Annotated in this window: 12 protein-coding genes; 5 read left to right on the forward strand and 7 right to left on the reverse strand. The window is 72.4% G+C overall.

All coding sequences use genetic code 11. From position 1 onward, the window contains the following. Positions 1 to 36: 36 nt before the first annotated feature. Entirely contained in the window at positions 37 to 444 is a 408-nt protein-coding gene (locus ACFQ7C_RS09515) for a hypothetical protein (protein ID WP_378899608.1), read from the reverse strand. 200 nt (positions 445 to 644) lie between these two features. On the opposite strand from ACFQ7C_RS09515, the gene ACFQ7C_RS09520 reads away from it, so the two are divergent. After that, positions 645 to 2,003 carry a hypothetical protein gene (locus ACFQ7C_RS09520; protein ID WP_378899612.1) on the forward strand — a complete coding sequence of 453 codons (1,359 nt, stop codon included), beginning with the start codon at positions 645 to 647 and terminating at the stop codon, positions 2,001 to 2,003. Between the two features lie 24 nt (positions 2,004 to 2,027). Here ACFQ7C_RS09520 and ACFQ7C_RS09525 read toward each other — a convergent pair whose 3' ends face one another. The 6 genes from ACFQ7C_RS09525 to mtrA form a co-directional block, all read right to left on the reverse strand. After that, positions 2,028 to 3,239, reverse strand: coding sequence for an amidohydrolase family protein (locus ACFQ7C_RS09525; RefSeq protein ID WP_378899615.1), 1,212 nt, complete (start codon positions 3,237 to 3,239; stop codon positions 2,028 to 2,030). Between the two features lie 68 nt (positions 3,240 to 3,307). Beyond that, positions 3,308 to 3,967 carry a ribosome hibernation-promoting factor, HPF/YfiA family gene (hpf, locus tag ACFQ7C_RS09530; RefSeq protein WP_378899618.1) on the reverse strand — a complete coding sequence of 220 codons (660 nt, stop codon included), beginning with the start codon at positions 3,965 to 3,967 and terminating at the stop codon, positions 3,308 to 3,310. Positions 3,968 to 4,055: 88 nt separating this feature from the next. After that, positions 4,056 to 4,751 carry a ComF family protein gene (locus ACFQ7C_RS09535; protein ID WP_378899621.1) on the reverse strand — a complete coding sequence of 232 codons (696 nt, stop codon included), beginning with the start codon at positions 4,749 to 4,751 and terminating at the stop codon, positions 4,056 to 4,058. A gap of 105 nt (positions 4,752 to 4,856) precedes the next feature. Further along, a complete protein-coding gene (locus tag ACFQ7C_RS09540; RefSeq protein ID WP_378899624.1) occupies positions 4,857 to 6,566 on the reverse strand; it encodes a GerMN domain-containing protein in 1,710 nt (569 codons plus the stop codon). Further along, positions 6,563 to 8,257 carry an MtrAB system histidine kinase MtrB gene (mtrB, locus tag ACFQ7C_RS09545; RefSeq protein WP_378899627.1) on the reverse strand — a complete coding sequence of 565 codons (1,695 nt, stop codon included), beginning with the start codon at positions 8,255 to 8,257 and terminating at the stop codon, positions 6,563 to 6,565. The genes ACFQ7C_RS09540 and mtrB overlap by 4 nt, the downstream gene beginning before the upstream one ends. A 6-nt stretch (positions 8,258 to 8,263) precedes the next feature. Next, on the reverse strand, positions 8,264 to 8,944 hold the full coding sequence (gene mtrA, locus ACFQ7C_RS09550; RefSeq protein WP_203580557.1) for an MtrAB system response regulator MtrA: 681 nt from the start codon (positions 8,942 to 8,944) through the stop codon (positions 8,264 to 8,266). 242 nt (positions 8,945 to 9,186) lie between these two features. On the opposite strand from mtrA, the gene ACFQ7C_RS09555 reads away from it, so the two are divergent. The 4 genes from ACFQ7C_RS09555 to ACFQ7C_RS09570 are packed head-to-tail and all read left to right on the forward strand — an operon-like array spanning position 9,187 to position 13,473. After that, a complete protein-coding gene (locus ACFQ7C_RS09555; protein ID WP_378899632.1) occupies positions 9,187 to 10,599 on the forward strand; it encodes a glycerophosphoryl diester phosphodiesterase membrane domain-containing protein in 1,413 nt (470 codons plus the stop codon). Continuing rightward, complete coding sequence (locus ACFQ7C_RS09560) at positions 10,590 to 11,276, forward strand: DUF4129 domain-containing protein (RefSeq protein ID WP_378899635.1); 687 nt, start codon at positions 10,590 to 10,592, stop codon at positions 11,274 to 11,276. The genes ACFQ7C_RS09555 and ACFQ7C_RS09560 overlap by 10 nt, the downstream gene beginning before the upstream one ends. Continuing rightward, positions 11,273 to 12,460, forward strand: coding sequence for a DUF4350 domain-containing protein (locus ACFQ7C_RS09565; RefSeq protein WP_378899638.1), 1,188 nt, complete (start codon positions 11,273 to 11,275; stop codon positions 12,458 to 12,460). Before ACFQ7C_RS09560 ends, ACFQ7C_RS09565 begins: the two co-directional genes overlap by 4 nt. After that, positions 12,457 to 13,473, forward strand: a complete 1,017-nt coding sequence (locus ACFQ7C_RS09570) for an AAA family ATPase (protein WP_378899641.1) — start codon at positions 12,457 to 12,459, stop codon at positions 13,471 to 13,473. The genes ACFQ7C_RS09565 and ACFQ7C_RS09570 overlap by 4 nt, the downstream gene beginning before the upstream one ends. The last annotated feature ends 5 nt before the right edge of the window (positions 13,474 to 13,478 follow it).

The raw sequence follows: 13,478 nt of genomic DNA on the forward strand, positions 1-13,478 counted from the left end.
GGGGCGATCGTCGCCCCGCCCCGCCGTCTGCAGGCGTCAGATGTCGCCGCGGACCGTCAAGAAGATGGTGATCAGGTCCTCCTCGAAGGTGTGGAAGTAGTGGTCGATGCCCTTCCCGTCCGACGAGTGCGACTCCGGCGCATTGCCCTTCGGCAAGGTGTCCCGGGCGAACGTCGTCAGCGTCGTCGGGATGCCCTGCGCCGCGGCCATGGCCACGGCCTCCTGGACCTGCGCCTCCGTGAGCGCTGCGCCGCCGAAGAACTCGTGCGCGCTGCGGAACAGGTCGGCGATCTCGAGCGTGACCCAGTTCTTCGAGTGCGACGCCCCTGCGTTGCCCTGCTCGGACCGGTTCGGCATGTAGCACTCATGCGCGGACGCGACGCCCGCTCCGGCCAGGACGAGAGTCACGCTCAGCGCCGAGGCCGCGACGATCTTTCGGATCATGGTGTTTCCGTTTCTTCCCCGGGGCGCACGGTCGCGCCCCACCCGATTGCGAGAGTAGGACCGGCGCCGTCGTGATACCACCCCCCGCGTGATCGCAGGAGCCGCGCCGCGGCCGACGGACGACCACGCTCTGCGCGAACAATGCCCGCTGACGGCCGCTCGCCTCAGCCCGCTCCCAGCGGCCCCCGTAGGATCGATCCATGGCCGGATTCTGGGGCAGACGCAAGCGCGAGCAGGAAGAACTGAACACGCAGGACGCCGATCTGGCGCGCCGCGCCCAGCAGGCGCTGGTCGCCGCCGACGAGCGGATCCGCCTCACCACCGACGAACTGGCGTTCGCCGACGCCGAGCTGGGCCCCGGACCCACGAAGGAGCTCCGCGAGGCGCTGGAGTCGGTCCGCACGCACCTGCAGGAGGCGTTCCACCTGCACCAGCTCAACCACGACGAGATCCCCGACACCCCCGAAGAGCTGCGCACGCGCAACGCGCGCATCGTGCAGCTGTGCGAGTGGGCCGAAGACCTCCTCGACGACCGCACCGAGGCGCTCGCGGCTCCGATCGAGCGCGCGCGTCGCGCTCCCGAGATCATCGCCCGGGTGCGGGCGGATGCGGCGCGCCTGCGCCTGCGGCTGCCCGACGCGCGTTCGACCGTCGACCGCCTGGCGGTCCGCTACTCGTCGCACGCCCTCGCGCAGATCGACGCGAACCCGGCCGAGGCGGAGCAGCTGCTCGGCTTCGCCGAGCACAGCGCAGGAGTCGCCGAGCGGCGCCGTGAGGCGGGCCAGCGCGAGCAGGCCAACATGGCGCTCGAAGCGTCCACCGAGTCCGTGCGCCGCGCCGAGACGCTGATCGACGCGGTCGAGACCTTCGAGGTCGAGGCGCTGCGCGCCGAGTCCACGCTGGCCGCGATCATCGAGGACTCCCGCGGCGACCTCGTCGTCGCGCTCAAGGAACCGCACTCCCCCGCGGTGCAGACCGCGATCGAGGAGCTGCAGGCGGCGCTGGCCGCGCTGCCCGCCGCCGGGGTGAACACCGACCCCTTCGAGCAGCTCTCGCGGCTGCGCGAGGCGAACGCGGGGCTGGACGCCGCGATCGCGGCGGCGCGCGAGCGGGCCGCCCGTCCGATCCCGCCCCTCGAGCACGTGCGCCACGCCATCGACGACGCCGACCGTCAGCTCGCCGTGTCGCGCGACGTCATCGCCGGGCACCGCGGCTGGATCGGCGCCGATGCCCGCACGCGGTTCGCCGAGGCCGAACGCGTGCGCCTCGACCTCGACCGCTACCTCGGGTCGTCGGCCGCCGCAGTGACAGCGATCGACGAGGACCACCGCGAGCAGGCGTTCGCGATGGCCCGCCGCGCCGCGTTCCTCGCGAGCGAGGCTCTGCAGCTCGCGCAGCGCGACATCGACGCCGCGCGTCCGCAGCCCGACCAGTGGGGCGGGCCCGGATACGGTCAGCAGGGCTGGGGCGGCGGTCGCCGCGGCGGCGGGTCGGACCTCATGGGCGGCATCCTCGGCGGCCTCGTCATCGGCAGCATCCTCGACGGCTTCATCGACTGACGTTCGCCGCCCCGGGAACGGGGCTCAGAGGGCGAGAACCTGCAGGCCGTCGGCGACGACACGGCCGTCGTGGAGCACGGTGCGGTCGACGCCCCGGTCCATGACGGCGCTCGTCGGCGTCTCCCCGTCGACGAGCACGAGGTCGGCGCGATCTCCCACGGCGATGCCCGGCCGGTCGCCCACCCCCGCGACGCGCCGAGACGTGTGGCTCATGATCGACGCGCCGCCCATGGTGGCGACGGCGAGGGCGAGCTCGATGTGGTCATCGCGGCGGAAGCCGTTGACGAACGCGAGCTGCCACGTGCGATCGAGCATGTCGCAGTTGCCGTACGGGCTCCAGTAGTCGCGCTGGCCGTCTTCGCCGAGGCCCACGCGCACGCCCGCCTCGACGAGGTCCACGAGCCTCAGGTGCCCGGTGGTCGAAGGCGCGACCGTCGCCATCGCGATGTCCAGCTCGGCGAACTCGTCGATGAGGCGACGGCTCACGGCCTCCGACACCGAGCCGAGGTCGTACGCGTGCGACATCGTGACCTTGCCCTGCATGCCCAGCGCGCGGGTGCGCTCCAGCACGAGCTCGGTGCTGAACACACCGAGGGCGCCGGGCTCGTGCAGGTGGATGTCGATCTCGACCTGGTACTTCTCCGCGAGCGCGAACACGATGTCGAGGTGCTTGACCGGGTCCCGGTCGAGCTGGCTCGGGTCGATGCCGCCCATGACGTCGGCCCCCTGCTTCAGCGACTCCTCGAGGAACTCGACGGTGCCCGGCTCGCGCAGGATGCCGGCCTGCGGGAACGTCATGATCTGCACGTCGGCGTGCCCCCGGAACCTCTCCTTCGCCGCGAGCACCGAGTCGAACTTCTCGAGCTTGCAGTCGACGTCGACCTGCGCATAGGTGCGGACGCGCGTCGTGCCCTTCGCGATCATCTGCTCGAGGGTGCCGGCGACGATCTCGGCGTGCGGCACGTCGGTGTCGCGCCAGTTGTCCCGGTCGTTGAGCATCATGCCCCAGACGCCCGGCGCGCCTGTGTGCGGCCGGAACGCCAGCCCGATCCGCGAGGAGTCGAGGTGGACGTGCACATCGCTGAACGACGGCAGCAGGAGTCGGCCACGGCCGTCGACGTCATCCGCGGCCGCCGGTGCGGAGGCGTCGTGGGGCCGGATCGCTGCGATGCGGTCGCCCTCGACGACGATGTCGGCGGCGTCGGCGCCCCACGGGCGCGCGTTGCGGATGATCACGTGAGGAGGCCTCTCGACGGACGAAGGGTGCGGCCGGTCGGCCGCACCCTCCATTGTCCGTCAGCTCGTCAGGACGCGAGCTCCTCCGGCTGCGCCTGCGTGGTCAGCGAGATCACACCGTAGTCCCAGCCCTTGCGGCGGTAGACGACACTCGGGTGATCGGTGCGCGCGTCGATGAAGAGGAAGAAGTCGTGGCCGACCAGCTCCATGCGGTCGACGGCCTCCTCCACCGACATCCATTCGGGGTGGAACTCCTTCGTGCGGATGACGACGGGCGTGTAGCCCTCTTCCTCCTCGTTGCCCGTGATGATCGGGATCTCACCGGTCGCGACGGCGCGGAGCACGTCGACAGACGCCGGCTGCAGATCGATCCCCTGGAGTGCGCCGCTGCCCTTCTCGAACTTGGCGCCACGGGGGTGGTTGCGCGCGTCGACGCGCTTGTCCTTCGCACGGCGCAGCTGTTCGCACAGCTTGTCGACCGCGAGGTCCAGTGCGGTGAACTTGTCGCCGTCGGTCGCTTCGGCCCGGATGACGGGGCCCTTGCCGTTGACGGTGAGTTCGACGGTCTCGTCCTCCACGCGACCGTTGTGATATGCGCGGTGTGTGACCTTGACCTCCACGCGTTGAGCACGCGGAGCGAGGTTCTCGATGCGGGCGGCCTTCTCCTCGACGACACCGCGGAAGCGATCTGTGATCCCCACTCCCACGCCGACGATGCTGGTTTCCATCCCTGACCTCCTTGTTCCGGTCCACCCGGCCAAGGGCGGACCTTCAGTCGCCTTGTCACACCCACGCTAGCCGGGCGTCCGGACTCTGTCACCTGTGAGTTTCGAATGCATCGAGCAGCCGTTCACCGGCCGTGGAACGCCTGCGCGGGGTGGCTGCGGCCGTCACCGCGGCCACCACATCGGCACCTGCGGCGCGCAGCGCGCGGACCGCCTCGGCGATGCTGGCGCCGGTCGTCACGACGTCGTCCACGACCACGACGCGCCGCCCCACAGCATCCGCAGCCACCAGGCTGTGTGCGACGTTCCGCGCCCGCGCGTCCCGGTCGAGACCCCGCTGGTCGGACGTGCGGCGGGCGTAGCGCAGCAGCCGCACCGGGCGTCCGCCGCTGCGGCGCACGAGGAGCTCCGGCACGCGGTAGCCGCGCCGGCGATGCGCCTGGCGCGACGTGGGCATCGGCACCAGCACGGCATCCGCGGCGCCGGCGCGCGCGAGCGCCTCCGCGATCGCCGGGCCGAGCGCGACGGCGAGCGACGTGCGCCCCTCCTCCTTGATCACCCGCAGCACCCGTGCGGCGACCCCGTCGAACGCGAGGCCGCTCCACACCGCGACGGCGCCACCCGGCGCCTCGACGAGCTGCCGCGTGGGGTCGGGCGTCAGCGCCAGCGCGCATCGCTCGCACAGCGCCACGTCGGGCTCGTCGCATCCGGCGCAGGAGACAGGCAGGATCAGCGCCAGCGCGTCCGCGCAGGCCTCCCGCACCACGCGGGCGAAATCCGGCATCATCGCGCCAGCATCACGGGAATGCGGGGCATGCGGGCGCCGGCCATGGTGATCGGTGCAAGATCCGCGGTGCTGCGCCGGTGGGGAGGAGCCGCAGCCGGAGCAGCCCTACTGCGGCGCGCCCTGCTGGGTCGCGAGGACGCCGATGCCGGTGGCCGTCGGCTGCCACCCCGTCCCCCGCTTGACGTAGAGCGTGCCGTCCGCGGCCCGGAGGCGAAGGCTCGACACCCCCGACCCGCCCGCGATGGACGCCATCCCCGCGGCCGCGGTCGACGTGCTCGTCAAGCCGCCCACCACCTGCTCGATGACGTTGGAGTCGGCATCGCCGCTGGTGAGCACGCCGATGCTCAGATCGTCGATCCACGTCACGCCGATGCGTGTGACGCCGACGACCGCGCCGGGAACGACTGCCAGCTGGAAGGGTGTTCCGAGCCGCACCGGCGCATCGGTGTCAGGGTCGCGCACGACCCCCGCCACCGACACCACGGTCCGCCCGCCGGCGCTGTAGACGGCGGCGATGCGCGTGCCGTCGCGCGAGAGGGCCATGCCGGCGATCGCGGTGGCCTCGCTCCACGCGTCGGCGACCGCGACGACGTCGCCGTTCGGCAGGAACGCCTGGAGGGCCGTCGGCTCCCCGCGCGGAACGCTCCAGACGATGCCGAAGTCGTCGATCGTGGGGTCGACCAGCCCCTCGCGCAGATCGAGCGGCTCGGTTGCCGCGTCCGCGGCGCTCAACCGCACCACCTCGCCCGAGGCGAGTCTCGCCGCTGCGGAATCGCGCTCCGCCCCCACCTGGACGCTGACGGGCGACGCCGCCTCGACCGCGGGCGAGAGGCCCGGGATCTTGTCGATCTCATCGCCCGTGAGGAAGCCGAAGCCGTCCTCGGTGAGCACGAGCGGCGTGGGGGGGACGCGCGTGGAGCGCACCGCGACCGGCTCCGCGTCGAGCGGCGTGGAGTCCACGGTCATCACGACCTCGGAGACTCCTGCCGTCCGGAGGCTCTCCTCGAGCTGCGTGAGCATGCGGTCGTGCGCGTCGCTGCTCGCAGCGAGCATTCCCTCCGACAGGGCGACCTCGGCCACCCCGTCCTCGTCCATCGGGACGGACGGCACCGCGGTGACGCCGTCGGGGAACGCCGACTCCACGGAGTCCGCGAGCCATTCGCTCACCGGGAGGTTCACGAGGGCCGTCGTGATGCTGACGCGCGCCGTCGCGACGGCGAACCACCGCACATCGGGCACGAGGAACCGGCCCGACGGATCGAAGTACATCAGCGGGTAGCGGTGGAACACGGTCGGGAACTGGGCGTCGTCGAGCCAGATGCCGTCGGGGGCCGCCGTGATGCGCCACTCGCCGTCGGCCTGCATCTCGAGCGTGAAGGACTGCTGCCCGGGGGCGAGCTCCGCCTTCTGGTACGCGCCCTTGTCGTCGACGGTCGCGACCACGTCGAAGGCGAAGTCCACGACGCCCTCGTCCACCTCGACGTAGTCCCGCTCCGCACGCTCGTCGACGGTGACCCCCGTCTCCGGCTTCCAGACCGCCCGGAACTCCGGTGCGAGGAACTCCCGGGCCACGTCCCAGCGCCCGGCGACACCCGGACCGGACCCGGCGTCGATGAAGCCCTCGACGATCTGCTGGGGCGTCGCACCCGGCTGCGGCCGGTTCGGGATGAAGGCCACGTTCTGCGAGCCGTTGCCGGTGTTGCCGTTCTCGAGCCCGTACTCGGGCGGCCCGCTCGTGGGGAAGCCCGCGCAGCCGGTCACGACGACCGCGCACAGCGCGAGGAGAAGGGCCAGGATGCTGCGTGCCCGCCTCATGCGGATCCTCCCCGGGTCCCGTCGGTGCGCGGCAGGTCGATCGGCGCGGTCAGGCCGAGATCGTCGAGCGACGCGACCGCGTCGTCGCCCGGGTCCACCGGGACCGGCGACACTCCCGCGAGCAGTGCGTCCTGGCGCGGAAGCGTGAGCACGAAGTTCGTGCCGCGCCCGGGTTCGGACCACACCGCGAGCTCGCCGCCGTGGAGCTTCGCGTCCCCCAGTGCGATCGACAGGCCGAGGCCGGTGCCGCCGATGGTGCGCTTGCGGGAGGGGTCCGCACGCCAGAAGCGGTCGAAGACGTGCTGTACGTCCTCCGGGTGCATGCCCATGCCGAAGTCGCGCACGCCGATGGCGACCGCCTGCTGGTTGCTGTCGACCGTGACCACGATCGGGCGCCCCTCGCCGTGCTCGATGGCGTTCCCGAGCAGATTGCGCACGACCCGGCGCACGCGCCGCGGGTCCATGTCGACCGGGGAATATCCTCCCGGCGCCACGAGCCGCACATCGGTGCCGTGCTGCTCGGCGAGCTGCTGCATCGACCCGATGACGTCTTCGGCGAGGTGCGCCAGGCTCGTCGGCTCGAGCTCGAGCTGAACGGAGCCCGCGTCGTAGCGGCTGATCTCGAGCAGGTCCGTGAGCAGCGTCTCGAACCGCTGCACCTGCGCGTTCAGCAGTTCGGCCGCCCGCGCGGTCGCCGGATCGAACTCCTCCCGCTGATCGTTGATCATGTCGGCGGCCAGGCGGATCGTCGTCATCGGCGTGCGCAGCTCGTGCGACACGTCCGACACGAACCGCTGCTGCACGAGCGAGAGGTCCGCGAGCTCCTTGATCTGCGACTCCATGCTGTCGGCCATCGCGTTGAACGAGCGACCCAGGGTCGCCAGCTCGTCCTCGCCGCGCACCTCGAGGCGCACGTCGAGGCGTCCCGCCGCGAGCTTCGCGCTGGTGTCTGCGGCCTCGCTGATCGGGGTGGTCACGGATCGCAGGACGAACCACGCGATGCCGCTGATGAGCAGGACCAGTCCGATCCCGACCACCCACAGCGTGCGCTGGACGAAGGTCAGCGTCTCGGGCGCGTTCGCGAGGTCGTAGGCGAGATACAGCTCGTACGAGGCGACGCCCTCGATGGCGAGCTGCTGCCCGACGATGATGCCCGGGACCGTCGTGTCGGTGCCCTCGGGGAGCGCGACGGGCTGCCAGATCTGCTGATCGGGGTTGGTCCGCACGAGCGCCTGCATCGGCGGTGTCACCAGCTCGTCGATCACGCCCTCGGCCGTGCTGAAGTCCTGCGGCGCGTTGGGCACCAGCGGGCCGATGCGGTACGCCGCGACCATGACCGACGACGACTGGTCGCGCAGCGCGGTGAAGGCGAGCGTCATGACATTCTGCATCTGGAAGGAGTCGCTCTGCACGGCGGCATCGAGCGTCCGCTGCGCCGCCGCACGCGCCTGCTCGGCGTCGAGGAGCACCTGGTCCTTGCGCGAGGCGAACAGGTCGTTCTGGATCGCGAGCGCCATCCAGACGCACGCCACGACGACGGCGAGCGCGGTGAGGCCGATCGTGACGAGGATCGTGCGGAAGCGCAGCGAGCGTCGCCACAGCCCCGCGATGTTGCCCGGCCAGGCCCGCCAGAGGCGCCACCAGGGAATGCGGGCACGCGCCGGCGTCACGGCCGTGATCGGCGCGGTCATGGCTGCCTAGACGACGGCGCCGGCGCGGTAACCGACGCCGCGCACCGTGGTCACGATCTTCGGGTTGTCGGGATCCTTCTCGACCTTCGCCCGCAGCCGCTGCACGTGCACGTTCACCAGGCGCGTGTCGGCCTTGTAGTGGTAGCCCCACACCTGCTCGAGCAGCATCTCGCGCGAGAACACCTGCTGCGGCTTGGATGCCAGGGCGACGAGCAGCTCGAATTCGAGGGGCGTCAGCGCGATCGGTCCGTCGCCGCGACGGACCTCGTGCGCGGCGACGTCGACGGTGAGGTCGCCGATGCGCAGCGAGTCGTTCGCGGGCTGGCTGGCCGGACGCAGCCGCGTGCGGATGCGGGCGACGAGCTCCTTGGGGTTGAAGGGCTTCACGATGTAGTCGTCGGCGCCCGACTCGAGGCCCTTCACCACATCGGCCGTGTCGGTGCGGGCCGTGAGCATGATGATCGGGATGCCGGACTCGGCGCGGATGCGGGTGCAGATCTCGATGCCGTCCATGCCGGGCAGCATGAGGTCGAGGAGGATCAGATCGGGCCGCTCGGTGCGCCAGGCGTCGACGGCCTGGGCGCCGTCGGCGCAGAAGACCGTCTCGAATCCCTCCGTGCGCAGCACGATGCCGATCATCTCGGCAAGGGCGGTGTCATCATCGACCACCAGGATGCGTGAAGTCATCGGGCGCGTTCGTTCCTTCTGTCCGAGCGCAGAGGACGACGTGCGCGTTCCCCATGCGCTTCCCACAGAGTAGTCGACCAGGGCTGTGCACCGGCCGAAGCTCGCCCGAACGGACACCGAGAACCGGGTCGGACCCACGGCTGCAGCATCCGACTGATGTGGAACGATAGGGGCGAGCGCCGTCCGAGTGCGCGGCCGATGCGTCGGCCGCCTGCGGCGCGCCGCCGACCGAGAGGGGAATCGTGTCCGCTTACCCGGCATGGACGCCGGCATCACGCCCCGGGATCATCCCGCTGCACCCGCTGTCGTTCGGCACGATCCTGGGCCGCTCCTTCGCGGCCCTGCGCCAGAACCCGCGTGTCCTGCTGGGCTTCGCCCTGGTCGTGCAGACGCTCGCGTACATCGTGGTGCTGGCGGGCATCCTCGCCATCGGCTGGGCCTCCTTCTCGCGACTGGACACGCTGCGACCGGGGACGGAGGAGTACGACACGGTCATGGCGGGCTCGATCGCGCTCACCGCCGTCGCCGGCATCGTGCTGTCCCTCGCCGCAGGCGCCCTCAGCGTGATCGTGCAGGGCATCGTCGTCGTCGAGGTCACGCACGCCGCCGTGGCCGAGAAGCTGACGCTCGGCGCCCTGTGGCGTCAGGTCAAGCCGATCGCGTGGCGCCTCATCGGCTACTCCTTCCTGGTGATCCTCGCCGTGGTCGCGCTCGTCGCCGTCGTGACGCTGGCGATCGTCGGCATCGCGATGGCGGCCCCGGCGGCGGCCATCGCGCTGACGATCGTGGTCATCCTCGCGTCGATCCCGCTGTACTGGTGGCTGATGATCAAGCTGCTGCTGGTGCCGGCGGCCATCATCGTCGAGCAGGCGACGATCCTCGAGGCGCTGTCGCGCTCGTGGACCCTGACGCGGCGGCGCTTCTGGCCGGCCCTCGGCATCATCATCGTGATCAGCGTGATCTTCGCCGCCGTCGCGCAGGTCGTGAGCCTTCCCATGAGCTTCCTGTCGATGGGCCTGACGACGATCATCGCGCCGACCGGCGACCCCGAGCCGACGGCCATCATCGGCTTCATCGCGGCGACTCTGCTCACCCAGGTGCTCACGCTCCTGCTGCAGTCGGTCGCCGTCGTCGTCCAGTCCACCGCGACCGCGCTGATCTACATCGACTGCCGCATGCGTCGCGAAGGGCTCGACCTCGACCTGCTCGCGTACGTAGAGCGACGCGACGCCGGCGCCACCGGCCTCGCCGACCCCTACCGCGAGCACATCGGGCGCGAGATCGCGCCGCGGGGGGTTCCCGGCGCGTACCCCGTCCCGGGTCCCGCGCCGTACCCGCCCGGATACGGGGTGCCCGGGTATCCGCCGGCGCCCGCGGGCGCGGTGTTCTCCACGACGCCGCCGCGGCCGGGGTACGGATCGCCGACAGGCTATGCGCCGCAGCCGGGGTACGCATCGCCACCCGCGTCCGGTGTCGCCGCCCCGCACGGATACGCCGTGCCGCCTGCCTCCGCACCGCCCGCGCAGCCCGCGACGCCGACCCCTCCGGCGGCTGCTCGCGCCGCGGCGCCGTCCACCGAGGAGCCGTCGCCCACGACCTGGGCCGCCCCCGGTGCCGCGCCCGACGGCACCGACCGCGAGTCGCCGTGGGTCTGACCCCCCCTGCGCTCAGCGCGCTCGCGCGTGCCACCGACGCCGTCCCGCCGCTGACGCCGGACGGCGACGAAGCGCGCAGATGGGCCGAGCAGGAACTCTCCGACCCCGCCTACGACATCGCCGAGCCCACCCCGTTCGACCGCATCGCGCGCGCGATCGGCGACTTCATCGCCTCGCTGCTCGACCCGGAACTCTCCGGCGGCTGGGGCTCGACGTTCGCGCTCGTCGCCGCGATCGTGGTCGCGGTCGTCATCGTCGCCGCGTTCCTCCTGTGGGGCGTGCCCCGGGTGACCCGCCGCGCCGCGCCGCGGACGCCGCTGCTGTTCGGCGAGGCCGAGCACCGCTCCGCCGCACAACTGCGCGCGGCCGCGGCGGAACGCGCCCGCGCATCGGACTGGGACGCCGCCATCGTGCTGCGCTTCCGCGCCCTCGCCCGCGGGTGCCTCGAACGAGGCGTCGTCGATCCGCCGCCCGGCGCGACGGTGCACGCCTTCGCGCGCGCCGCGGGCGCCGCCTTCCCCTCGCTCGGAGGCCGGCTCGGAGCCGCCGCCACTGCGTTCGACGACGTGCGCTATCTGCGTCGGCCGGGCACGGTCGAGCTGTACCGGCTCGTCGAGTCGGCCGACGACGCCGTCGCCGCGGCCCGCCCGGTCGTCCGCGAGGAGGTCCCCGCGTGAGCACGGCGACAGACGCCCCGCCCGAGAGGTCGATGACGGATGCTGCGCCCCGGCGCGGCCGTCGGATCGCGGCGTGGGTCTCGATCGGCCTCGCCCTCCTCGTGATCGGCGGGATCGGCGGCGCGATGTCGGCCGCATACCAGTGGGCGCAGCGCGACGCGCTCGACCCCGACTCGGCCGGCCCCGCCGGAACCCGCGCCATCGCCGAGATCCTGCGCGACCACGGCGTCGAGGTGCGGGTCGAGCGCGACCGCGCGTCGGCGGCCGAGGCTCTCGGCACCGGACGCGCGACCCTCGTGCTGCCCGATGCGCCGGCGCTGTCGGACGACGCCCTCGCGGAGCTCGCCGACGCGGCGACGGACGTCGTGCTCGTCGAACCGCGCGCCCGCACGCTCGATCTCCTGCTGCCGGGCTCCGCACCCGCCGGCGTCGCACCCGACGAGGCGATCGATCCCGGCTGCGAGGTCGAGGACGCACTCCGCGCCGGCGCCGTCGCTCCGGGCGCCGTCTACGCCGGCGACGACGGCTGCTATCCGGCCTCGGACGGGTTCGGGCTGGTCGTCGGGTCCGTCGACGGCGGCCGCGTCGCCGCGATCGACGCCCGCCCCCTCTTCACCAACGAGCACCTCGCCGAGAACGGCAACGCCGCGCTCGCGGTGAACCTCATGGGGCGGCATCCGCTCGTCGTCTGGTACGTGCCGAGCCCCGCAGACACCGACCTCGCCGACACGAACCCTTCGCTCGGCGACCTCACACCGCCCTGGGTGAGCGCCGTCATCGTGCTCCTGCTGATCGCCGGCATCGCGGCGGGCGTGTGGCGCGGCCGCCGTTTCGGCCCCCTCGTCGCGGAGCGCCTGCCGGTGACGGTGCGCGCGTCCGAGACGACCGAGGGTCGCGCGCGCCTCTACGCCCGCGCCGGCGATCCGCTCCACGCCGCGGATCGGCTCCGCATCGGGGCCCTGCGCCGCATCGCCGCGCTGCTCGGACTCGCTCCGAACGACGCCGCCCCCGAGGTCGCCGACGCCGCCGCCGGCCGCACCGGCCTCGACCGCCGCGCCGTCCGCGGCATCCTCATCGACGACATCCCCCGCAGCGACGCCGACCTCGTCGCGCTGACCACCCGCTTGAGAGACCTCGAGGACGCCGTCCGCACGGCCGTCCGACCCGAAAGGAGCCCCCGATGACGGACACGCCCGCTCCCGCGAGCACCGCGGCGCCCGCTGCGGCGGACCGCCCGCCACTCGACGACGCCGCACTGCGCGAGGCGATGAACCGCGTGCGCCTCGAAGTGGGCAAGGCGGTCGTCGGTCAGGACGGCACCGTGACGGGCCTGCTCATCGCCCTGCTGTCACGCGGCCACGTGCTGCTCGAGGGCGTTCCCGGCGTCGCGAAGACCCTCCTCGTCCGGGCGTTCTCGACGGCGCTCGGCCTGGACACCAAGCGCATCCAGTTCACCCCGGACCTCATGCCCGGCGACGTCTCGGGCTCCCTCGTCTACGACGCGAAGACGGGCGAGTTCGAGTTCCGCGAGGGCCCCGTCTTCACGAACGTCGTGCTCGCCGACGAGATCAACCGCACGCCGCCCAAGACGCAGGCGGCGCTGCTCGAGGCGATGGAGGAGCGCCAGGTATCGACCGACGGCGTGACCCGGCCGCTCCCCGATCCCTTCCTCGTGGCGGCGACGCAGAACCCCGTCGAGCACGAGGGCACGTACACGCTCCCCGAGGCGCAGCTGGACCGGTTCCTCCTCAAGCTCATCGTCGAGGTGCCGGCACGCGATGCCGAGCTGGCGGTGCTCCGCCGCCACGCGAGCGGCTTCGACCCGCGCGACCTCGAGGGCGCGGGGCTGCGCCGGGCCGCCAGTGCCGATGAGATCCGCGCGGCGCAGCGGGCGGCAGCATCCGTCACCGTCTCCGACGACGTGCTCGGCTATGTCGTGGATCTGGCGCAGGCCACGCGCCGGAGCCCGTCGGTGCAGCTCGGGGTGAGCCCGCGTGCGGCGACCGCGCTGCTTGCGGCGTCGAAGGCGTGGGCGTGGCTCGGCGGCTACCCCGCGATCACACCCGACCATGTGCAGACCATGCTGCTGCCGACGTGGCGTCACCGCATCCGGCTGCGTCCCGATGCCGAGCTCGAGGGCGTGTCGGTCGACGCCGTGCTCGGGTCGGTGCTGCAGCAGACGCGCGTTCCCATCTGACGCCG

The sequence above is a fragment of the Microbacterium sp. NPDC056569 genome (genome assembly GCF_042793475.1).
Classification (GTDB): domain Bacteria; phylum Actinomycetota; class Actinomycetes; order Actinomycetales; family Microbacteriaceae; genus Microbacterium.